The organism is Streptomyces sp. CA-288835, assembly GCF_050936385.1.
In the GTDB taxonomy this organism is placed as follows: domain Bacteria; phylum Actinomycetota; class Actinomycetes; order Streptomycetales; family Streptomycetaceae; genus Streptomyces.
The window spans coordinates 4,282,649-4,303,811 of the sequence record NZ_JBNJMW010000001.1 but is presented as its reverse complement, the minus strand read 5'-3'; the positions used below and the strand labels follow the sequence as shown (position 1 = coordinate 4,303,811).

The following is a 21,163-nucleotide window of genomic DNA, read 5'->3' as shown; positions in this document are numbered from 1 at the left end:
TTCATGAGGGCACCGCCCAGACGGTCGCGCCGTGCAGAAGGGCCGGATCGGGGTCCTCGGCCAGACCGCTGATCCGGATGGCGCGTACGCCGGTGACCTCGGCCGCCTGCAGTTCGAAGGCGGGGTCGCCGCCGACGAGGCGTTCCACGGCCGCCCGGTCCTCTGGCCGTACGCCCATCACCACGCCGGTCAGGCGCTCGGCACCGTTGGCGTGCTCCGACGTGGCGGGGTGCAGCGGCGGGTCGTACGGCGTGACCAGGAACGGCAGCCGGTCCCGCCGCGGGTAGGCGAACCGGAAGCGAGTGGTCAGACCCCCGGGCGGCGTCCGCTTCCACGGCACCGCGCGGCCGAACGGCACACCGGCGCCCCGCAGTTCGGCCAGATCGGCGCGGATGTCCGGCCCCTCGGTGACCAGCGCCACGTCGACGAACCCCTCGGGCTCGCGCGACCAGCGGACCATCCGCTCGCCGGAACCCCGGCCGCCGATCAGCGTCATCGGCCACTTGAAGTACTTCGCGTTCGCCGGGGTGGTCAGCAACTCGATGATCGGCCCCTCGGGGAACCAGACGTGCGCGTGCTGCGCCTTGTCCTCGGCGGTGGCGTAGTGCACCTCGAAGCCCAGCTCGCGGTAGTCCCGTACGGCCTGGTGCAGATCGTCCACGCGGACCAGCACATGGCTGCACCGGCGGGCCGGGGACTCGGTGTGCTTCACGGCTCCAACCCTTCGACGGCGGCGGCGAGTTCGGCGGTGGGCAGGGGCTCCGGCTCGGCGGGCCGGATCAGTTCCGGCATCCCGAGCCGTCCCGTCAGATCGGCCCAGGCACGGGAGACACCGAGCGCCCACTGACCGCTGCGGGCCCGCCGCTCCGGGCGGTCGATGTCGTCACGCAGCCGCAGCAGGGAGCGTCGTACGGCATCCGGCCACAGCCCGGCGAATACGTCATGGAGGGTGCTGGTGGCGGCCGGGCCCAGGACGGTGGTGCTGGGCTCCTTGAGGCGGTCGGTGCCCTCGCCGCCCATCACCAGCCGGCCGGTGGCGTCGCGGGGCGCGTGCAGGCGGGCGTTCCACAGCACGGGCCCGTGCGTGTCGGCGAGGGTCAGCACCCCGCCCTCGCAGCCGAGCGCGATGCGGTGCATCAGGTAGGAGTGGTTGTCGGGGTCCTCGGGGTGCACCTGGTTCTGCACCCGCAAGGTGACCGGCACCCCGCCCACGACGGCATGCAGGCTGCTGAACGGCTGCCCGGCCACGGGCTCCGTGAAGGACCAGGGACGCAGCGACCCGACCGCCCGCCCGATCACATCGAGCAGCGGATACGCGACCTGGCTGTTGCACACGGCGTCGACGAACCGCACCTCCTGCCGCCGCCGCACCACCTCCGCCGCCGCGAGGAAACGGCGTACGGGCGCGAGGTCGGGATAGAGCGTGTTCACCGCATACGCGGTACCGCCCGCCCTGGCCGCCCGTACGCACTCGGCGATCTCGGAGGCATGCACGGGGTGTTCCTGCAGCACGTGGACACCGCGCCTCAGCAGCGCCTGCGCGAGGTCCGAGCCGGGCCCGCCGGTCGCCCCGGAGCGCACCACGACACAGGCGACGTCAACGTCCTCCGGAACCTGGGCCGTTGAGGTGTACAGCGGTACGCCATGCCGCTCGGCGCACCCCCGCGAGTACGCGCTGCCCCGGGCCAGTACGCCCGCCAGCTCGAAGTGCTCGGGCGCGGACCGTACGGCGTCGAGATAGACCCGCCCGAACGACGTACCGGCCACGACCACCCGCAGCGGTGCCCCGCTCATACGCGCCCCCGCACGTGCGCCGGGGCCGACGCGACCGGCTCCCGCGAACCTGCCACGGGCACCAGATGACGGGAGACGCTGCGCAACTTCTCCCGGGTCTCCTCCAGTTCGCGGTCCGGGTCGGACTGGGCGACGATGCCCGCCCCGGCGCGCAGCCAGGTGCGGCCGCCCTGCCGGTAGACACTGCGCAGCACCAGCGCGGCATCGATCGAGCCGTCGCTGCCCGCGGTGAGCACGGCCCCGCTGTACAGTCCGCGCGGCTCCGGCTCGGCGCCCCGTATCAGCTCGCAGGCCGCGGACTTGGGTATTCCGGAGGCGGTCACGGCGGGAAACAGCGCGCCGAACGCCTCCCAGGAGTGCCGCCCGTCGGCGAGCCGACCGGTCAGCTCGGAACCGAGGTGCTGAACGCTGCCGCGCTCCTTCACGGTCATGAAGTCCCGTACGCACACGGTGTCCGGCACGCATACCTCGGCCAGTTCGTCGGCCGCAAGGCGTACCGAGACCGCGTGCTCGTACACCTCCTTGGCGTCGCGCAGAAGTTCCTCCCGCAGCGCCAGGTCGGCATCGGCGAGCCCGTGCCGGGCCCGCGTCCCGGCCAGCGGCTGCGTACGCACCCGCCGGTCGGCCGTCACCTCGGCCACGATCTCGGGGCTGAACCCGGCGGCCTCCCAGCCACCGAGCCGCAACAGGAAGGACCGCGCGGGAGCGTTGGCGCGACGCCCGGCGAGATAGGTGGCGGGCAGATCGAGCAGGCCACGGACCGGCACCGTCCGGGACAGGATCACCTTCTCCAGCAGCCCCGCCCTGATGTCGGCCACGGCACGGGCCACCGCGGTCCGGTACTCCTCGCTGCCATGGCCCTCCACATCCGCCGCCACCTCAGGGCCGGCGGCCGGCATCCACGAGTCCGCCCGCACGCGCGCCGCGGCCAGACGCAGCTCCAACTCGTCGAGACCGTCCGGGTCTTGGGCACGCAGCAGGGCCGTGCCTCCGTCCAGCCGGATCTCGCGGCTCGGCACCATGAGCCGCACCAGCTCCGGAAGCCCGGACCCGTTCGCGGCGCCATGCGTGGCACCCGAGAGAACGTGGGCGAGGTCGAACCCCGCCCAGCCGTACGCCCTCCAGCCGCTCATCTCGACGAGCGACAGCGCCTCGGCGAACGCGTCGAGGGGCCGCCCGGGCACCCGCTGTTCCGGCCGCCCGCCCGCGGGACGCAGCACGGCACCGCGCTCGGTGACCGAGACCGAGATGTGCTCCCCTTCCGCCCACGCGACGGTTCCGTGCCGTTCGTACCCGACGTACGGGCCGGTCGCCGTCACCGCGAGCGCGGCCGCCGTGGCGACCGGATCACCGGCGGCCGGGACACGGCGCTCCACATAGCCGGGGGTCGGACTCACTGCGTCTCCTTCGTGCGGCGGCCTGCCCGATGGGCAGCTTTCGGACAGGACCGGACCTGGATCGATCGGGCGCGTACAGAGAGGGGGAGGGCGGCGCATTAAGGGGCAGAGGTGCCCCGGGGGCCGCCTCAGGAGGCCGGGACGCGGCAGGCTGCCAGCAGTTTCAGCACCGCCTGCCGCTGCGGCACGAGATAGAAGTGGCCGCCGGGCAGTTCGTGCAGCTCGAAGCCGCCCGAGGTGTGCTCGGCCCACCTCAGGGCCTGTTCGCGTTTCACCTCGGTGTCCTCGGTGCCGATGACGGCGGTGACCGGGCAGCTCAGCGGTGCTCCGGGCCGGTGGCGGTAGGTCTCCGCCAGCCGGAAGTCGTTGCGGATGGCGGGCAGGAACGCCTCGCGCAGCGCGGGGCTGTTCAGCACGGCCTCGCTCGTGCCGCCCAGCCGCATCAACTCGGCGACCACGGACTCGTCGGGCAGCAGGTGAGTGTCGCCGCCCACGAAGTCCGACGGGGCCCGCCGGCCGGACACGACCAGGTGCGCCACGGGCTGTCCGTACGACTCCTCGAGCAGCCGGGCGGTCTCATAGGCCACGACCGCTCCGAGGCTGTGCCCGAAGAGGACAACAGGGCGGTCGCGGAACGGAAGCAGGGCTTCGGCCACCGCGGCGGCCGCGTTCTCGACACTCGTCGAGAACGGCTCGGTGAATCGATCCTCCCTTCCCGGATACTGCACGGCCCACAGCTCGACATCGGGGGCCATGTCCTTCGTCCACGGGCCGAAGAAGCTCGCCGCGCCCCCGGCGTGCGGCAGGCAGACCACCCTGGTCGCCGCCTGCGGGCGCGGCTCACGACATCGGAGCCAGCCCGTCAGCGCTCCCCGCGGCGCCGCACTCCGCGCGACGCCCGTCCCCCGTCCGGTCATGCCATCTCCTATGGGCGATTATCGGTCATGATTAGGCAAGGCTCACCTTATGTGTACAGCGTATGCATGAGTCAAGAGAGGGGCTGCACTTGAATGGCAATTCTAGGGGTTTGAAAACCATTTTCAATAAATGGGGTCAAGTGAGAGCTACCTCACATCAGGAACGGTCTCGCGCAAGACGTCTCCATTGCGCGATGCGAGTCAAGGCCTCATCATCAGGAAACCTGTTAATTTAACGTTGCAGTGATAGGTGGTGGGACCATGCCCTTCAGCACCGACGTCCAGGCCAGAGGCATCCAGTTGCTGCTCAGCGGCATGATGAGCCGCGTACACGAGGATCTGCGCTTCACGGACGTCCCCAAGCGCACCGAGTCCCTCGAGGTGCCCACGGGCGCCGGACCGGTGAATTGCACGGTGTACCGACCGCCGGCCTCCACCGCCACCCCCGCCCCGGTGTACGTCAACTTCCACGGCGGCGGCTTCGTCGTGCGCCGCCCCGAGCAGGACGACCACATGTGCCGCTCCATCGCGGCCACCGCCGGCTGCGTCGTGATCAACGTGGACTACGACGTCGCCCCGCAGCGGCCGTATCCCGCCCCCCTCACGCAGGCGTACGACGTCTGCGCGTGGGTCGCCGACAACGGCACCGCGGGCGGCTGGGACGGTTCGCGCCTCGCCGTGGGCGGACACAGCGCCGGAGCCAACCTCACCGCCGGGGTGTGCCGCATGGCCCGGGACCGCGGCACCTTCACTCCCCGGCTTCAGATCATCGACTCCGCGCCGCTCGACCAGGTCGCCGACCCGGCCACCAAGCTTTCCCCCATCGCCAAGCCGCTGCTCAGCCCCCACCTCATGCGGGTCTTCACCGCCGCCTACATTCCGGACCCGGCCGAACGCGCACATCCCCTCGTCTCGCCCGGTCTCGCCGACGACCTCGCCGGTCTGCCGCCGGCCCTGGTCATCACCGCGGAGAACGACCGCCTGCGCGACGAGGGCGACGCGTATGCCAAGGCTCTGGAAGCCGCGGGGGTCACGGTCACCCACCGCGTCTTCACGGGCGTCGACCACTACTTCACCCACACCGGTCCGGTGCCCGCCGCGAAGGAGGCTATCGAGCTGATGGCGTCCACGCTGCGCACCGCACTCAGCGCCTGACTCCATCACGCGCCCGGCGTTGTCAGTGGGGCCTGGCAGCATCGGGAGCATGGATTACTGGCCCTACCCGCCGGATGAGGCGGACCGTCTCGATCCCTTCGACAGCGAGCGCACCGAGACGCAGTACGTCCTCTTCGGCGGCCACCGGCCCACCTCGGCGTTCACCGATCCCGACTGGTTCGGCTACCGCGAGCTGCACCTGTATGTCCCGTGGGGCTACAAGATCCTGCGGATGGCCCAGAAGGTGGCCATCCACCGCCATGGTGACCTCGTACGGGAATGGCCGGTACTGCATCGCAACCCTCACGTCGACCCCGTGGACACGCCCGCCGGCGAGACGCTGTACCTGGACAACTGGAAGCGCAGCGTTTGCGGATACCGGGTCCTGACATCGCCGACAGAGATGACCGCCGCCGAGGACGCGTACGACTACGCCGCCGCAACCGAGTTGGCCCGCGCCGCCTCGCGCGCCGAGGGCCGCGCTCTGGTGGTGTACATGTACGACGCCGCGAACTGGCACTGAGCACTGACAATTAGGCGACTCCGGTGCGTGGCGTTGTTGCTTGGGCTCAGACAGCCAGGAACTCCCGGGCCGCCGCCGCTCCTGCCGCCGCGTCCCAGCCGCCCTTGCCGATCACGGCGGTCACGTGGGCCTCCGTGACGTCGCCGTCTGCCGCGATGAGTGCGTCGATGGCGTCCGCAGGAGGCTCCGCCCCGCCGAGTCCCGGCGCTCCCCGGGTGTGCGAGATGACGCTCTTGTGGATGCGGTCATCGTTCAGGGCGGGCAGGCCGACGCTGAGGAAGCCGTCTGGGAGGTCGTACTCGGCGCGCTGCCACCGGGCGCCGTCGAAGCCGTACACAAAACCCACGTACTCGTCCGTCGCCATCGCCCGCGACACCACCGGCCGCCACCAGTCGGGCGCCCCGGCGAGCAGGTCGGTCTCTTCCTCGCCGAAGTACTCCGCCGCGGGGCCGTAGTACGTCTCCGAGTACTCATGGTCGTTGCCCAGCATGACCGCGCGGTCCTCGCCGAGGTGGTACAGGTCCACCCAGTTGCCGCCCCCGTCGTCGTAGTGCCAGACGGAGGCGCGCGCACAGCACCCGGATCCCCATCCCCGAGCCGCCAACACCGCGGCGAACGCCGCCCAGCGGCCCCGCAGTTGGGTCGGCGCGGGCAGGTCGAGCGTCACAAGTCCCATGGTGGAGTCCACCTCTCTCCCAGTCGGCCGTCGTCCCCCGGATGGATCGGTTCGGCCGCGCCCATTCAACCGCGCACCACTGACAATCAGCCTCGGTCCGCTGCCGGGTCAGGTTTGGCGGGCCTGGTCGAGGCCGCGTACTCGGCGGGTGTCTGGCCGTACTGCTTCTTGAAGGCGCGGATGAAGTGGCTGCTGTCGGCGAAGCCCCAGTGGGCCGCGAGCTCGGAGATGCTCCAGCGGCCGGACGGAGCGGTGAGGGCGAGTCGGGCTTCTTCCAGGCGGCGCCCGCGGATGTAGGCGGCCACCGAGTCTCCGGCTGTGGCGAAGGCCCGCTGCAAGGTCCGTACGGAGACGTTGAGTTGACGCGCCAGCATCGCCGGGGACAGTTCGGGATCGGCGAGGTGGCTGTTGGCCACGTCCTTCGCGGCCTGGGTGAGTGCGGGAGCCAACCGGGGTTCTGTGTCGTCGAACTGCCCCTGCACCACCGCCTTCGCCAGCTCGATCAGGGCGCTGTGCGCCCCTTGCACACCGGCCGGGCTGAGGTCGGCCATGGTCGCGTGGACCATATTCGTGTGGGCCACCAGCAGACGCAGCTCGGGTGCGTCCACCGGCCCGGTGACGCTGCGATTCCCGAGGAGTGGTCCGAGCATCTCAGCGGGCAGGAAGAGGAGCTTCGCCGTCGTGTGCGGCGCCGACTCGAACTGCGACGGCCGCCCCACGTGCCGTAGGAGGAACTGCCCGGCCGGTACGGTCTGTTCATCGCGACCGCGCGGGTCACCCACCGTCCAGGCGCCGCGCCGTACCACCTGCATCCGAACCTGATCCTCGACGTTGCCGAGGATGGCGTTTCCCCGGGCGCCTGACGCGCCGTGGACATCGACGATCGCCGCGTCGCGCACCCTGGCGCCGCGGGCCTTGACCCGGAAGTCCCCGATCGAGTCCGGGCTCAAGGCCGGCAGCCGGAAGACGGCGCCGAGCTTCGACTCCCACTCGCGCTGTAAGGCCTCGAACCCGCGCGGCCCGGCGCCCGCGCGGGTCGAGTCCAGTAAGAACGCCCCGCGCGACCCCTCGGTCTTCGGTGCAGCGTTGTTCATCGTCTACCTCCATGCGATTGGACAACGTTGTCTGGTGGCGCGGATGTTCCGTTCTGATGCCGCTGTGGTTCAAGGCCGTGCTGCGCCGGCCTTCCTAAGCTTCGGCGGGAGTGGCAAACCCAGGGCGGTTCCGGGTGCTACGCATAAATGAGGACAAAGAGGAGAGCGCTGATGAACCCGCCGATGCCGGTGCCGAAGCCGACTGATGTCATGTTGCAGATGGCGGGAGGTTTTCAGGTCTCCCAGGCCGTCTACGTCGTCGCCAAGCTGGACGTGCCGACGATGCTGGACGAGGCCGGCGGCCCGCTGACGGTGAGCGAACTGGCGGAGAGGTCCGGCGCGCAGGTCCAGCACTTGCGCCGTCTGCTGCGCACGCTCGCGTCGATGGGGGTGTTCGTCCTTGACGGTGACGAGGTGTCCCTGACGCCCATCGGCGCGACGTTGTCCCGCAACGCCGACGATTCGCTGCACGCGGTGGCGCTCATGTGGATGGAGACCCACTATGCGCCGTTCGGCGATCTGCTCCACACGGTCAAGACGGGCGAGCCCGCCGCGAACCACCACTTCGGCAAGCCCTTCATCGACTGGGTGACCGAGAACCCGGACCGGGCGCAGCTGCTCAGCGATGCGATGGCCTCGGTCACCAAGGGCCTTCGTACCGGCATGTTCGACGACTACAGCCTGCCTGCCGGTGAGCTCGTCGCCGACATCGGGGGAGCGGACGGCAGTGTTCTGGTCGAACTCATCAAGGACCTGCCCGACCGGCGAGGGATCGTGTTCGACCTGCCGCCGGTGACGCAGGCGGCGCGGGCCAACGTCGCCGCCCGGGGGCTCGAGGGCCGGGTCGAGGTCATCGGTGGTGACTTCTTCGACAGCGTGCCCGCCGCGGACATCTACGTACTCAGTGCCATCCTTCACGACTGGGACGACGCCTCCGCTGTGCGCCTGCTCCAGTCCGTGGCCAAGGCGGGCGGATCCGGAGCGCGGGTGCTGGTCATCGAGGCCGTCGTGCCGGACGGCGGTGAACCGCATCTGGCCAAGATGAGCGACCTCACGATGCTCGGTATGGCGCCCGGGATGGAACGGACCCGGGCGGAGTACGAGTCGCTGCTGAACGCCGCCGGCGTCGGCATCGACAGGGTCGTACCGACGTCGACTCCCTACTCGGTCATCGAGGCGACGGTCGCCTGAGCGGACGTCAGCCAGGGCGCGGGGGGCGCCCTGGCTGACGTAGCACCAGACGGTCAGTGGTCAGCCCTTGAGCATGATGGGCCGGCGGAAACTCGCGTAGGTGTACTTGCCGGTGATGCGCAGCTCCTCGTCGAAGTGGAAGATGTCGGTTCCTTCCCAGTGCATCCGGCTGCCGTAGCGGGCGCGGAGGGCCCAGCGCAGTACCGACTTGGTGCCGCGGGTGTGCTGGGGCGCCAGGTCGAGGCGGCAGGTCCAGCGGATGGCCGCCCGACGCTGCTGTTCGTCGATGAGCCGGTCGTGTTCGTCGAAGGTGACCAGGCCGAACTTCCCCGAGAAGATCGGCACGAACGCGGCGCGGATCTGTGCGGGTCCGCGGTGGACGGCGCCGTCGCCGGGACGGTACTCGGCGTCCTCCGCGAAGAAGGACATGGCGAGGTCGAGGTCCTGGACGTTGAAGCTGTCGACGAAGCGGTCGATGGTGTCGGTGATGGGCGCCCTGGGCTTCGCGTCCCGGCTGGGCTTCGCGTTCCCGGTCACCACGGTACGACCCCGTCGGCGCCGAGGAACTGTCCCGTCGGGCCGTCCGGGCCGAGGAGAGCGACCCTGGCGACGGTCGCGGCCGCTTGGGCCGGCGGCTGGCCCACCTGACCGCCCATCATGTCGGTCGCGGTCAGACCCGGGTCCACGCAATTGATCCGCATAGCCGGATATGCCTTGGCGTACTGGACGGTGAACATATTGAGGGCCGCCTTGGAAGCGCGATACACATCCTGCGGGTAGGCGGCGAATTCGTCGTCCGGATCGGCCGATTTGGCCAACGAGCCAATGCTGCTGGTCACGTTCACAACCGCCGGCCGCTCCGACTCCGCGAGGAGAGGCAGAAAGGCCGTCGTGACGCGTACGGCACCGAAGACATTGGTGTCGAAAATCTGGTGCACGAGGTCGGACGTGAGGTCTCCGATGTGCGTCGGCGGTTCCAGCAGGCCCGCGTTGTTGACCAGTACGTCGAGTCGGCCGACGGTCGCGGCGGCGGCTTGGGCGGAGGCGTCGTCGGTGACGTCGAGCCGTACGAATCGCCCGCCCAACTCGTCGGCGGCGCGCTCCCCTCGGGCCTTGTCCCGGCAGCCCAGCCATACGGTGTGGCCCTCGGCTATGAGGGCTCGGGCCGTCTCGTAGCCGATACCTCGATTGGCACCGGTAATGAGAATTGTTGACATGGCATTCTCCTGGAACTCTGGGGTTCCGTCCTGCTGGTCAGATGGCCTCGAGTTCCATGGCGAAGTAGCCGCCGCCGACGGGGTAGGTCTTGCCGCGGCGCCAGCAGGTGGCCTCGAAGAGCGCGTCGAATTCGTCAAGGTCTCGTTCGATGCCGCCCGTGACGCAGAGCATGGTCACGTCCGCGATGGTGGCGAAGTCGGGCTTCCCGATCTCCTGGTCGACGAGCATTTCCACCACCAGGGCGCGCCCGCCTTCGCCCGCCGCGGAACGGCAGTTGCGCAAGATCGTCGTACAGCGCTCGTCGTCCCAGTCGTGGAGCACGGTCTTGAGGAGGTAGAGATCCGCGCTGGGTACCTCATCGAAGAAGTCGCCCGGCACACCGGAGAAACGGTCGGACAGGCCCCGCCGTTCGGCCTGCTGGAGCGCATCATCGATGGCGTGCGGCAGGTCGAGTACCTGGCCCTGCAGAGCGGAATTGGCCTCCATGAGCGCCAGTACGAGGTGTCCGTCGCCGCCACCGACATCGATCGCCGTGGACAGGCCCTTGGTGTCGGCCTCGGCCAGGATGCCCTGGGTCACCATGCCGGCCAGGTCGCGCATGGACTCGGCGAACAGCTTGGCCTCGTCGGCTTTCTCCGGCCGCGCGTAGTAGTCGAAGACGTCCGCGCCCAGCGCCTTCTTCGCCTGGCTCGTGCCCTGCCGCACCGCCTCGGGGAACAGGCTCCAGGGCTGCCAGTGCGACTCCCCGGCCTGGATCAGCACCAAGGAACGCAGGGAGCCCGGCACGTCGCTACGCAGCATCTGGCCCCGCCCGGTCAGGCCGAACCGCCCCGACCCTTCGTAGCTGAGCACTCCCAGTGAAGCGGCGGCACGCATCAGACGGAACGTGGATCGCTCATGGCTGCCTTCGCGCTCGGCCACCTCCTTCGCCGTGCGTGCTCCATCGGCAAGGTGGTCGGCGATGTTGAGCTCGGCAACCGCGTGCAGCGTCTGGAGGATCGCGCCACCGGCGATCATCTGCATCAGGCTCGCGACATCCGCCGCCGGGTCGCCGGCGCCCGCGTCCGTTGCCGCGTGAGTCGTGGTCGTTTCGGTCATGGAATCCGTACCTCGTGCCTCTCGTGTCCCAGAGGCCTGTAATTTTGTTCGGGTTCGTGTGGGGGCGCTTGCAACTGAGCGACACATCCATGGGATTTCCGTGCCTTAACCGAAAAGGGCAACGGTGAGAGGGTCATGACGGGGAGCCGGCCGGGGAGGACGTTCACGGCAGACGTCACGCAGCCGCGAACGGCCAGAAACGGCTTCGAGGTCTTCCGGCAGGAGTGGGAGACACAAACGGGCGTGGCGTTACCCCTGCCCGCCTTCGACGTCGGCGATACCGGCGATTTCCGGATCAACGTCCAGGCCGCCAATCTGCACGACGCGGTGATCGCGGACGTCTACAGCGAGCGTTTCCTCGGGCGTCCGGCCACTGCCCGCGAATGCGACGACCGGGTGCTCGTACATCTGATGCGGCACGGCTCCTGGCGCTTCGCCGCACTGGACGGGCGAAGTGAGAGCGTCACGGTTCCGGCCGGGTCCTTCATCGCCCGGCACAACAACCCGCCCTCGTTGTTCGACGTGGCGCCCGGGGCCCGGGCGACGGTACTGATCCTGCCCACCGCGGTGCTCGGGCGGACAACCGGCGGCAGGCACGGCAGGCAGATCGTCGGTTCGGCCCGTTCCAGCGAGATGCGCATGCTCATGGCCCACGCGAGCATGGTCCGCGAGACCGTGCACGGCCTCACCGGGGCAGGCGTACGCGGCGCACGCGACGCCCTGCTCGAACTCGTAAGAGCCGCCGTGCGACACGAATTCGACGACACCGAGCCCCAGTTGGCCCCCGCACTCGCCCGCGCCGCGATGGATCTCGCGGACGAGCACCTCACGGACCCCGACCTCTCGCCTCGGTGGCTGGCACGCCAACTGAACGTCTCTATACGCACATTGCACCGCGCCTTCGCCACCGTCGAAGAGCCGGTGGCGGCCTACATCCGCCGCAGACGACTGGAACGCGCCCGGCACGAACTGCTCACCCCATGGGGCAGGCCGACCATCGCGGAAGCCGCGGCGCGCTGGCACTTCTCCGACAGCAGCCATTTCATCCGGGCTTTCAAAAAGCAGTACGGGGAGACGCCGGCCCGGATGACGGCCGCCTTCGACGCACATCGGCGGCGGCCGCCGGCCGTTTGATCTCCGCTGATCTCAGCGTGCCGGTGTCGATCTCGGTGACCGTTCCTAGAGACTGAGCGGGAGTGAGTCCTGGTGCCAGGACTCGTGCTCAGCCGTGTGCCCCGAACGGTGTTGGGCACGCTGGTCGCCCGCTTTCGCTCCACCGCCGGGCGGCGCGCATCTGGTGCGCGGTCCGGGAAGGTGGGGGCGGGGTTCCTCACGCCCTCGGGTCTCCGGTCGGGCCTGGACGGTCCGATGCCCCGCAGCATCGCTCTGGTGCTGCGGGGGCGGTGCCGTCCGTCGCCGGATCGGATGCCCGAGGGCGCGTCGCCCGACTGCGATGCTCGCCGCATCGTGCCGGGACATCTCACGTCGTGGGGTGGTCAGCGGTTTCTGCCAGTGCTGGGCACCCCACTTGCTCGTATATGCCGGGTCGACCGCGACGATGGCGATGCCTTGTTCGGCGGCCATCGATACGAGCCGGGCCTTGAGTTTCGCGGTGGGGAAGCGGGAGAGCAGGCGGCGGAAGCGTTTGTTGCGGCCGTGCTTCTCCCGGCTTCTGCCGTCGGTGAAGTTGAGGTCCTCGAGGGCGATCGCGGCGGCCCCGCAACGTTGGGCGTAGTGCAGCAGCCGACTGAGCGCATGCCGAATCTGTGCATCCCGGTGCTCGGTGCTGCCCGAGAGGTCGTAGAAGAAGCGCTGCGGCTCACCGACCGGGTTGCCGTGTACATCCAGGTGCCAGGTAGCGAGGTGGTCGTCGTTCATGTCCACGCCCACCACACCCCGCGCGAGGGCCGCGTCGAGTGGGAGGACCGGTACAGCGGCGCGCTGCCAGGAGGCGGTCACGTACCAACGGCCACGGAGAACGTCGTGGTGGATGCGGTAGGCCACCGCCCGGTTGGCGGTGATCCGGTCGCGCCACTCCCGCCCGCGATGCTTGAACGCTACGGTCGCATCCAGCACGTACCGGCCGTGCGGGGCGTTGGCCCGGTGGGCCAGCGGCGCCGGGAGCTTGAGGGAGAGCTGGCCGGTGTCGGTGATGCGGATGGTCTCGTTGCCGAAGCGTTTGCCGGACTCCCCGTCGGCGGTCAGGAACATCCGCGCCGCCTGCCAGTGCTCCCGCCACTGCTGCTCGCTCAGCCCGGCCGCCTCCAAGTGGTGGCGGGCGTTCGCCAGGCGCTTGCCGCCGCGCACCACGTGGACCCGGCCCGCCGCCCAGTCCGCCTCCACTGCGGCCAGCCGGTCCTGCAAAGCATGCTTGCGGCGGGACTTGGCATGCCACTCGGGGCGCGAGCCGTAGCCCCGCGCCAGCCCCTCTCGCTTGTCCGCCTTGGCGCCCAGCGGCCTAGCCAGCCGCGCCTCGATGGCGGCGATCTGCCCACGCAGCCAGGTCAGATGGGCAGCCTGCCCGCGCCTCGCCAGCGCCCACTGGTCATGGGTGGCCTTGGTGATGCTGCCTGCCCAGCGCGCCGACGACTGACTGGTCAGCTCCCGCTTGCGCCCCGCCCACGAGGCGGCATCGTGCCCCAGGCCCTGCCAGGACCGCTCCGCCAGATCACCCGCGGCCAACGAACCCAGGAACACCCCGACCTCGGCCAGCACCGCCGCATCTGTCTGCGACACCCGCAGTCGGTCCCGGATGGCCACCCCAGCGGGTACGGGCACCACGAACGACGCCGCCAACTCCCGCAGCCCGCCCACCCGTTCACCCCGGCCCGGTCGAAGATCCCGTCACGGCAGTCAACGAGCAGCACCCGCAAAGGTCACCCATTCGACCCAAGAACCCCAGTTCCCGTCCCGAAGAACGGAGACCGAGAACTCACCCCACGGCATGGATGACCGTCCCGGCACAGGCGCCGGGCGGCACCAACGACATCCGGCCTCGGCACTCACTCCCATTCACCAAAAGTCACTCCCGCTCAGTACGCCCGCAGCAGCTCCCAACCCCTCCCGGCTGACCGCAGCCTCCAGCGGCCAGCCAGCCAGCCAGCCAGCCAGCCGGTCGGCCGGCCGGTTCACGCGGTGTGGGGCGCTTCCATGGGCGGATGGCCCAGGGCACGCGCCACCAACTGCCCGCGGCTGCGCACGCCGAACTTGGCGAAGAGGGACTTCACATGGTCCTGCACGGTGTACGGGGACACGCTCAGCGCGGAGGCGATTCCCGTCGACGAGCGGCCGGAGATCACCTGCTCCAGGATCTCCCGCTCCCGGACCGTCAGCCCGTACGCGAGGGCCAGCATCCCGGTGATGCCGGAGGCCGGGGCCGGCTGGATGACGACCGAGGCGCCGGAGTGCGGGTCTCCGTCCAGCGGGGAGCCCCACAGCGACAGCCAACGTCCCGTGCGGGACCGTACGCGCAGATACGCCTCCTCGCCGCGACCGGCCCGGGCCGCCGCCGCCACCTCGTACGGGGCCAGCGGGCCGATCTCGTCCAGCCAGTGCCGCGCCGTCTCGTTAGCGACCAGGGTGCGGCCTTCGGCGTCGAGCACCAGGACACCGGGGCCGGCCGGAGCCTGCGGCGCGAGGGGCGTGGCGTCGACACAGGCCCGGCGCAGCGCCACCGCGACCGGCCGGGACATCGCGCGTAACAGCGCCGCCTCCCGCGGTGTGAAGTCCGCCCGGCCGCCCCGCCGGAACAGCGCCAGCGCGCCCCAGCACTCACCGTCCGCCACGAACACGGCACGCAGCTCGTGCTGGGCCTCGATGACCGGCAGGACCGTACGGAAGCGGGCACTGCGCGGCAGGTCACCGCCCACGCTGTCACTGAGAATCCCGACCGTACGGCCGGTCCGCGCCAGGTCCGCGAACTTGTCCACATCGGCCACGAGGTACTCGTTGTGCGACGCCAACTGCGCGCTGCCGGGCGGAATGCCCTCGGAGACGTCGTCGCTGACCAGCAGCGTCCACGGGTCGATGGCGCCGAAGCAGTACGCGTCGTACGGGACATCCTCGCCCAGCCGGGCGGCCACGCGGGAGCGCAGCGTTTGCGAGTCCAGACCGAGCCGGCATATCCGCTCGATGTCGCTCCGCAACCTCCGCACCGGCGCAGCCTAACGCCCTCCCAAAGATCCCAGAATTCTGGGATACCGCGCACCGGGGCACCCCACATAGCGTCCGCGTTGATCACCAGTTCCACGGTGATCATCAGTCGAATCGCGGAAGGATCGCATCGCAGTGAGTTCTCCCTACGTGGCCCAGGCCGGCGAGCATGAGCAACTGGAGTGGCTCGGTGGCGGGCTCATGGAGGTGCTGCTCGACGCGCGGCACACCGGTGGCCAGCTGAGCGTGTTCCGCTCCACCGTGCCGACCGCCACGGCCTCCCCGGTACACGTGCACCCCAACGAGGACGAGATCTTCGTGATGCTGCGCGGCAGCGGCCTGATCTGGGTCGGGGACCAACGGTTCGAACTCACCGAGGGAGGCATCGCCTTCCTGCCCCGCAACATCCCCCACGCGTACCGCCTCACCACCGACAACGTCGACATGCTCGCGATCGCCACCCCCTCGGGCATGGAGGGCTTCTTCCGCGACGCGGGCTGGGACAAGTCCCGCCCCAAGCCGGCCGACTGGGCCATCACCCCCGCGGACCTGGGTAAAGCCGCCGCCGCGAACGGCCAAGTCGTACTCGGCCCACCGCTGGCCGCCGACGAGATGATTTCGCCGGCCCTGGTCGATGTGAATTCCTGACCTGGCCCTGCGTCGACGCCTGCCGGTCAGCGCACCAGGGGGAGGAAGACCGTATCGACGATCTCTTCGAGGACGTCGTCGGGTACGGGAGCGAAGGTCACCCACACCCAGCTCGCGAATCCCGCGCAGGGCAAGGGAGTTGCCTTGCCTGTGGCGGCAAACAGGTCCTGAGGGACCGTCAATGTGGCTTGCCTGGCGTCCAGTTCTACGGGATCCACCGCCCCCTAGCGGCACACCTAGCCCGCTGACGGTCACCCGCGCACGTGCGCCTGTGGCCCGCGCACGGGTGCGGGCCACAGGCTGTCCATTGCCGTCAGGGCTTGTTCGTCAGCGGAGTCCGCGGGAGGCCAGCAGGCCGCAGACGTCCGTCATGCTCGTGCACTCGGCGGTGCCGGAGGCCAGTACGGTGCGGGTGCCGGGGATGCCTGCGATGCCGTAGACCGTGCTGCCTCCGCTCGTCGAGGTGAGTTCTGCCGGGAGTTCCTCGTCGGTCCAGGTGGTGCCGTTCCAGCGGGAGAGCAGCGTGTGGGCGCTGCCTTGGGGCGCCCAGCCTCCGACCCACACGCCGCCCGAGCCGTCCGCGCCCGAGGCGTTCACTTCGTCGATCCCGGGGGTGGGTATCTCCTGCCACTTGCGGCCGTCCCAGCGCGTGGAGATCAGCCCGTTCGGCACCCCTGGATCGTTGGTCTTGCCGAAGACATGGACCGTTCCGCGCCTGGTCGACACGACGTGGTTGGCCACCCAGCCGGCGCTGTACTCGAAGGGGACGGGGACGGTCTTCACCGTCCAGCGTCGGCCGTCGAAGTGGTAGAGCAGGGGCGTGGAGACACCGTCCGCCATGGCCTCGGCGCTGACCCATACGTCGTTGGGGCCGGTGCCGGTGATGTCAAAGGGCTGTACGGGCTTGCCGTCCGGTGCCTGGGGCAGTGCCGTACGGCTCCACTTGCGGCCGTCCCAGTGCTCCAGCATCCCGGAGTACGCCTGGTCCGGGTCGTCGGGGTCCGCCGTCGGGTTCCAGTCCATGGTGGTCAGCCATACGGAGTCCGCGCGCACCGACTCCATGTCCAGGACGAAACGGATCCAGCCCTCGGCGGGCCCCGGACGCGACACCGACTTCCAGCGGGTGCCGTTCCAGTGCTGCAGCACGATCGAGCCGGAGGCCTCGGGGAGCGCGGAGCCCTCGCGGAGCCGGTCCGCCAGGGTGTCCGGCAGCCGCTCCAGGAGCGTGTCCGGCAGCCGGTCGGCCTTGCGGCCCTCCTGCGTCCGGGCGGCTGATGAGGCAGCGGCGACTTCGATGTCGGTGTAGGTGCCGGCCGCCCAGACGTCGTCCGGCCCCGAGGCGGCCACTGCCTCCAACGTCGCGGGTCTGCCACCGGTCCCGGCGAGCGGGACATCGCTCCACCGGGTGCCGTCCCAGTGCTTGGCCACCGGAGCCGTAGTCCAGGACTCGTCCGCCTTCCCGCCGACCGCCCACGCGTCGGTCCGGCTCGTCGCGGTGACGTCGTAGAAGCCGGTCGACTCCGCCGAGGACGTCGGTAATTCGAGTTTCCAGGGCGCCTTCGCGGGGGCAGCGGCCTGCCGCTCGGCCGGCTCCGGCGCTGGTGCCTGCGGCTGCGCCTGCGCGGCGTACGGGGTGAGTGCGATGGCGCAGGCCGCGAGTGCGGTGGCCACACGGGTGGCGGGTGACGCCAACCGTCGTACGGGTGTTGTCATCTTTCCTGTTTCTCCTGTGGTCCTACTGGATCCTGTGCTGTTGTCGGCGGGCGTTCCGACGGGTCGTACGCGCTCACCGCTGAGCGTTCTTCGGCACGGTGATCTGGCTCTCGCCCCAGCTCATCCGGGTCGTGGCCGTGTAGTTCACCGTCGTGCCCGCGTCGAGACCCGCCTTCTGGGCCTTGGCGGACGGTTCGACCAGTACGAGCTGCTCGGAGAGCATCGCGCCGGTGGACGGGTCCACGACCAGCCGCTGCTCCACGCTGCCCAGCGGGGTCTTTGACGTGCCGGGGAAGGTGAAACCGGCGCCCTTGCGCCCCAGCGGATCGCTGACACTCCCCAGCCCCCGGACGCCGGGCATCTCCGCCATCACCCGGTACGCGGCCGCCCGGACCGCGGGCTCCACCGGCATCGTGATGAGGTTGGCCGCCTGCCGCAGCACGTACGCCGTGCGTCCCACGCCGGCCTCGGCTCCGCTGTCCTCTCCGTGCAGTTTCTCCAGCTCTCGGCGCAACTCGCCGCTATCGGAGGGCAGTTCACGCAGATCCTGGTACGAGACGTTGTGCGGGCCGAGGGCGTAGATCTTGTCGTCGGCGTCCGTCCGCATGACCATCGGCGGCCGGGTTCCCATCGTGTACCCGAGCGTGCCGCCTGCCTCGTTCCCCGTGACCTCGGCCTCCATCGTCTCGGGCGAGCCGGCGGCCCGCCAGCGTGCCTCGTCCTCCTTGGTCCGGGGGGCGATCACGGCGTCCAGACCGGAGACCATCAGGCTCTTTGTTCCCGGCCGCACGCCCACCGACCACTGGGAGGTCGCCGTGTCGCGTACGGCGAAGAGCTCCCCCTTGCCTCCCGTCGCGCTGACGAGGTTCACGTTCTCCGAGCGCGTGGTGGTCTGCCAGTACGTTCCTTCGGCAGCCGGCGTCTCGGCCTTCTTCGCCACGCTGAGCAGTTCGAGGCGGCCGTCGACCTGGACGTCACCCTGGCCGCCCGACGCCGACGAACCCGGCGCCGCAGCGGTGGAGGAGGTCTGCGGGGGTGCCCCCGGGTTCACGCCGAAGGGATCCCCGTCGAGAGTGGTCACGGCAACCGCGGACGCCGCGACGGCGGTGAGGGCCACCACGGTCCCGAGCGGCCGGATCCCGCCCCAGCGCCGCCCCGGCGCCCGGAACCCCGACACCCGGGAGCGTGCCGCGCTACTGTCCGTCGCGCCGGCCATGATGCGTGCCAGGTCCTCGCGCTGCCGCGGGGTGTCCGCCAGCCTGGACGGGTCCAGCTCGTCGGGCCGGGCGTCCGCGAGCACCTTCATGACGTCGGGTCGCCTGGACCGTTCCTGCGTGTTCTTCATGTGAGTGCTCCGTTGCGATCAGTGCGGTGCGGGGTCTGGGCGAGTGGTGCGGAGTTCGTCTGCTGCGCGGATGCCGGCCTCTGTATGGACATCGGTTCAGGTACCGGTCTCGGTTCACGTGCGGGTGCCGTCCCCCGTGCAGGTGCCGTATCTGCCGGATACGCCGGCTCCAGGGCCTTCTCCAGACGGCGGCGGGCCCGGTGCAGCCGGACGGTCACCGTCGCGGTGGTGCAACCCAGGACTCGTGCGGCCTGCTTGGCGCTCAGCCCGTGCCAGGCGATGAGCGTCAGCAGCTCCCGGTCGGCGTCGGACAGGCTCGCCAGTGCCTGCAGCGCGGCTTCGCGATCGGTCACGTCTGCCGCGACGTCGCCGACGTCGGTCCGGGCACCGCTGCTGATGCGCTGCGCCTCCGCGGCGGCGAGGGCGTACTGCCGGCTGTCCCGGCGACGCAACTCGCGCACCAGGTTGCGGGCCACCCCCAGGAGCCAGGGCAGCGCGGGTTGCGAGATGTCCCGCATTCGCCGCCAGGCCACGGCGAAGGTCTCGCTGGTGACGTCCTCTCCTACCTGCCGTCCCACCAGGCTCGTGGTGTAGGCGAGGACGCGCGGATAGCACTCCTCATAAATGTCCCGGAAACGTTGGGCATGTGTCATGCGCCGTCCCCTCATATCGACTCTGTTACCAAGCAATGCGCGCAGCGGCCGACTTCTTACAGGGATCCGAAATCCATGAGGGGTGATCCACGTCACGCAGATCTCCTCCGTGGCGGGTGGTCCTGTCCGGGACCGGTCCCCGGCGACCCCTGGTGCACTGGAATCCCCGACCCAGCGGAGGTCCAAGTGGCTCTGTTCCGGAGGCGAAGGCGCTTCTCGCCGCCTGCTGCTCAGCCTGCTCAGTCTGCGCGGTCTGCTCGGTCTGTGACTCCGGCCGGTCGGGCCGGTCAACAGCCGTGGTTGGACCATGGGTTGGTCAACGGCGACACGGTCGCGTGCGGCCGTTGTGCCCGAGGACTCAGAATCAGGCTCCAGTCCCCGTCGTCCGTGACGGTCAGTCATGACGGCGCACTTGATGGCATAGCCCTGATCTGCACCGCATGCGGCCGGTTGCTCTGCGCGAACTGCGCACTCGAAGCCAGCGACAATCCCTACCTGCCGAAGTGCGATAGCTGTCGAGGCCCGATAACCATCCCGATGTCGCGTTGAGATACGCGGATTTCGCCGATTCCGCAGACATCAGTCATCAGTCATCCGTACGGCTCGACGAGGGGGCCGCGTGCCGCCGCACTTCATGAGGATGTCCGGGTTCTATCTCGTTGTGATGGGCATCGGAGGGCATCGCGTCCTGGATATGCCGACCTGGCTCAGCGTATGGAACGTCGTGATGGGTGTACTTCTCATCGTCGGCGCGACGTCGAACGGGGCGGGTGAGGAGTGACGCGCACGTCCGCTGACGGTCACGCTCCAACGATCAAGACTTGGTGGTGTCCACGATGAAGCGGCGACTGAGACTGATCTCGCTCCAGAGCAGGCCCAGGTCGGTGGTCACCGTCAGCTCGTAGTTCCCGTCCCGCAACGCCGCCGCATCGAGCACCCGGTGGTTTCCGACCCAGAGGGTGGGAACGATCTCGCCGTTCAGCCTGACCTCGACATTGCGCAGCGCCTCACTGTTCAGGGTCGCATCGTCGCCGCTGCCGTCCGTGTCTTCGGTGTCCACCGTGAGCGTGCCCTTGGAAAGCGCGGCGGCGTTGAGCACGCCGTTGCTGGGGATGCCGCGTATCCGGAGCTCTGGCTGGTTCACCGCGTTGGACACTGCAATGCCGCCCATCACCAGGGCGGTGGCAACAGCGGCAACCAGGAATGCGATGAGCATCCTGCGCAGGGACCGGGCTCGTACAGGGTCCGACGTCTTCAGGGTCCGCCGCATGGACACATCCTTCAGGAGTTGCTGCTGCCGGTCGTCGGCTCCGCCTCTTCGCCCCGCGGGCCCGGGGACACGGACTCGCGGGTGTCCGGCGACCTGATGGTGCCACGTCAATCGTCATCACGGCATCCAGTTCGCCCGCACGCGTCTCGGTCTCGTAAGCGGATTCGGCAGGCCGAGGGCCGCAGCGTCGGCGTGGGCGGGGGTGCGGATTCGGAGTAGGCCTGGCGGAACCGATAGGTGTGCCGCCAAGCCGGCCGCTGTCGTTTCCGTCCAAGACGGCCGCCGTGGCCGCGATCTAGCGTGGGCTCCAGCAGCTCGC

General features: G+C 69.8%; 21 protein-coding genes. 5 read left to right on the top strand and 16 right to left on the bottom strand.

The features are described from left to right. Position 1 precedes the first annotated feature (1 nt). The 4 genes from ACQEVY_RS19260 to ACQEVY_RS19245 form a co-directional block, all read right to left on the bottom strand. The gene (locus tag ACQEVY_RS19260) at positions 2-712 is read right to left on the bottom strand and encodes a VOC family protein (protein ID WP_432950109.1); all 711 of its coding nucleotides are present in this window, start codon (positions 710-712) and stop codon (positions 2-4) included. Continuing rightward, positions 709-1,794 (bottom strand): Gfo/Idh/MocA family oxidoreductase, encoded by a 1,086-nt coding sequence (locus ACQEVY_RS19255; protein WP_432950107.1) that lies wholly within the window; start codon positions 1,792-1,794, stop codon positions 709-711. Before ACQEVY_RS19255 ends, ACQEVY_RS19260 begins: the two co-directional genes overlap by 4 nt. Continuing rightward, a complete protein-coding gene (locus tag ACQEVY_RS19250) occupies positions 1,791-3,191 on the bottom strand; it encodes a salicylate synthase (protein WP_432950105.1) in 1,401 nt (466 codons plus the stop codon). The genes ACQEVY_RS19255 and ACQEVY_RS19250 overlap by 4 nt, the downstream gene beginning before the upstream one ends. Positions 3,192-3,319: 128 nt before the next feature. Next, a complete protein-coding gene (locus ACQEVY_RS19245; protein WP_432950103.1) occupies positions 3,320-4,108 on the bottom strand; it encodes a thioesterase II family protein in 789 nt (262 codons plus the stop codon). Between the two features lie 261 nt (positions 4,109-4,369). Here ACQEVY_RS19245 and ACQEVY_RS19240 point away from each other — a divergent pair, with 261 nt between their 5' ends. Together ACQEVY_RS19240 and ACQEVY_RS19235 are read left to right on the top strand one after the other, a co-directional pair. Then, on the top strand, positions 4,370-5,263 hold the full coding sequence (locus tag ACQEVY_RS19240; RefSeq protein WP_432950101.1) for an alpha/beta hydrolase: 894 nt from the start codon (positions 4,370-4,372) through the stop codon (positions 5,261-5,263). 49 nt (positions 5,264-5,312) lie between these two features. Beyond that, positions 5,313-5,786, top strand: coding sequence for a hypothetical protein (locus tag ACQEVY_RS19235; RefSeq protein WP_432950099.1), 474 nt, complete (start codon positions 5,313-5,315; stop codon positions 5,784-5,786). A 46-nt stretch (positions 5,787-5,832) separates the two neighbouring features. Here the strand turns inward: ACQEVY_RS19235 and ACQEVY_RS19230 are convergent, their stop codons facing one another. Continuing rightward, positions 5,833-6,462, bottom strand: coding sequence for a proteophosphoglycan 5 (locus ACQEVY_RS19230; RefSeq protein WP_432950097.1), 630 nt, complete (start codon positions 6,460-6,462; stop codon positions 5,833-5,835). 86 nt (positions 6,463-6,548) lie between these two features. Beyond that, positions 6,549-7,556, bottom strand: a complete 1,008-nt coding sequence (locus ACQEVY_RS19225) for a helix-turn-helix domain-containing protein (protein ID WP_432950095.1) — start codon at positions 7,554-7,556, stop codon at positions 6,549-6,551. 171 nt (positions 7,557-7,727) lie between these two features. On the opposite strand from ACQEVY_RS19225, the gene ACQEVY_RS19220 reads away from it, so the two are divergent. Next, positions 7,728-8,747 (top strand): methyltransferase, encoded by a 1,020-nt coding sequence (locus tag ACQEVY_RS19220; RefSeq protein WP_432950093.1) that lies wholly within the window; start codon positions 7,728-7,730, stop codon positions 8,745-8,747. Positions 8,748-8,807: 60 nt separating this feature from the next. Here ACQEVY_RS19220 and ACQEVY_RS19215 read toward each other — a convergent pair whose 3' ends face one another. From ACQEVY_RS19215 to ACQEVY_RS19205, 3 genes are read right to left on the bottom strand one after another with little or no spacing between them, the layout of a single operon-like run. After that, a complete protein-coding gene (locus ACQEVY_RS19215; RefSeq protein WP_432950091.1) occupies positions 8,808-9,287 on the bottom strand; it encodes a YybH family protein in 480 nt (159 codons plus the stop codon). Next, positions 9,281-9,964, bottom strand: coding sequence for an SDR family NAD(P)-dependent oxidoreductase (locus ACQEVY_RS19210; protein ID WP_432950089.1), 684 nt, complete (start codon positions 9,962-9,964; stop codon positions 9,281-9,283). Before ACQEVY_RS19210 ends, ACQEVY_RS19215 begins: the two co-directional genes overlap by 7 nt. Before the next feature lie 37 nt (positions 9,965-10,001). Then, the gene (locus ACQEVY_RS19205) at positions 10,002-11,063 is read right to left on the bottom strand and encodes a methyltransferase (RefSeq protein ID WP_432950086.1); all 1,062 of its coding nucleotides are present in this window, start codon (positions 11,061-11,063) and stop codon (positions 10,002-10,004) included. 243 nt (positions 11,064-11,306) lie between these two features. Here ACQEVY_RS19205 and ACQEVY_RS19200 point away from each other — a divergent pair, with 243 nt between their 5' ends. Beyond that, entirely contained in the window at positions 11,307-12,197 is an 891-nt protein-coding gene (locus ACQEVY_RS19200) for a helix-turn-helix domain-containing protein (protein ID WP_432950084.1), read from the top strand. Positions 12,198-12,242: 45 nt separating this feature from the next. On the opposite strand, the gene ACQEVY_RS19195 is transcribed toward ACQEVY_RS19200, so the two are convergent. Together ACQEVY_RS19195 and ACQEVY_RS19190 are read right to left on the bottom strand one after the other, a co-directional pair. Next, positions 12,243-13,877, bottom strand: coding sequence for an IS200/IS605 family accessory protein TnpB-related protein (locus tag ACQEVY_RS19195; RefSeq protein WP_432950082.1), 1,635 nt, complete (start codon positions 13,875-13,877; stop codon positions 12,243-12,245). Between the two features lie 314 nt (positions 13,878-14,191). After that, a complete protein-coding gene (locus ACQEVY_RS19190) occupies positions 14,192-15,217 on the bottom strand; it encodes a response regulator transcription factor (protein ID WP_432950080.1) in 1,026 nt (341 codons plus the stop codon). Between the two features lie 133 nt (positions 15,218-15,350). Here ACQEVY_RS19190 and ACQEVY_RS19185 point away from each other — a divergent pair, with 133 nt between their 5' ends. Then, positions 15,351-15,863, top strand: a complete 513-nt coding sequence (locus ACQEVY_RS19185) for a cupin domain-containing protein (protein ID WP_432950078.1) — start codon at positions 15,351-15,353, stop codon at positions 15,861-15,863. Between the two features lie 26 nt (positions 15,864-15,889). Here the strand turns inward: ACQEVY_RS19185 and ACQEVY_RS19180 are convergent, their stop codons facing one another. From ACQEVY_RS19180 to ACQEVY_RS19160, 5 genes are all read right to left on the bottom strand, one after another. Next, positions 15,890-16,045: a hypothetical protein gene (locus ACQEVY_RS19180; protein ID WP_432950076.1), complete on the bottom strand. Its 156-nt coding sequence runs from the start codon at positions 16,043-16,045 to the stop codon at positions 15,890-15,892. 145 nt (positions 16,046-16,190) lie between these two features. Then, the gene (locus ACQEVY_RS19175) at positions 16,191-17,576 is read right to left on the bottom strand and encodes a hypothetical protein (RefSeq protein WP_432950074.1); all 1,386 of its coding nucleotides are present in this window, start codon (positions 17,574-17,576) and stop codon (positions 16,191-16,193) included. Between the two features lie 73 nt (positions 17,577-17,649). Further along, positions 17,650-18,921, bottom strand: coding sequence for a CU044_5270 family protein (locus ACQEVY_RS19170; protein WP_432950072.1), 1,272 nt, complete (start codon positions 18,919-18,921; stop codon positions 17,650-17,652). Further along, the gene (locus tag ACQEVY_RS19165) at positions 18,918-19,574 is read right to left on the bottom strand and encodes an RNA polymerase sigma factor (RefSeq protein ID WP_432950070.1); all 657 of its coding nucleotides are present in this window, start codon (positions 19,572-19,574) and stop codon (positions 18,918-18,920) included. Before ACQEVY_RS19165 ends, ACQEVY_RS19170 begins: the two co-directional genes overlap by 4 nt. Before the next feature lie 814 nt (positions 19,575-20,388). Further along, positions 20,389-20,790 carry a hypothetical protein gene (locus tag ACQEVY_RS19160; protein ID WP_432950068.1) on the bottom strand — a complete coding sequence of 134 codons (402 nt, stop codon included), beginning with the start codon at positions 20,788-20,790 and terminating at the stop codon, positions 20,389-20,391. Between the last annotated feature and the right edge of the window lie 373 nt (positions 20,791-21,163).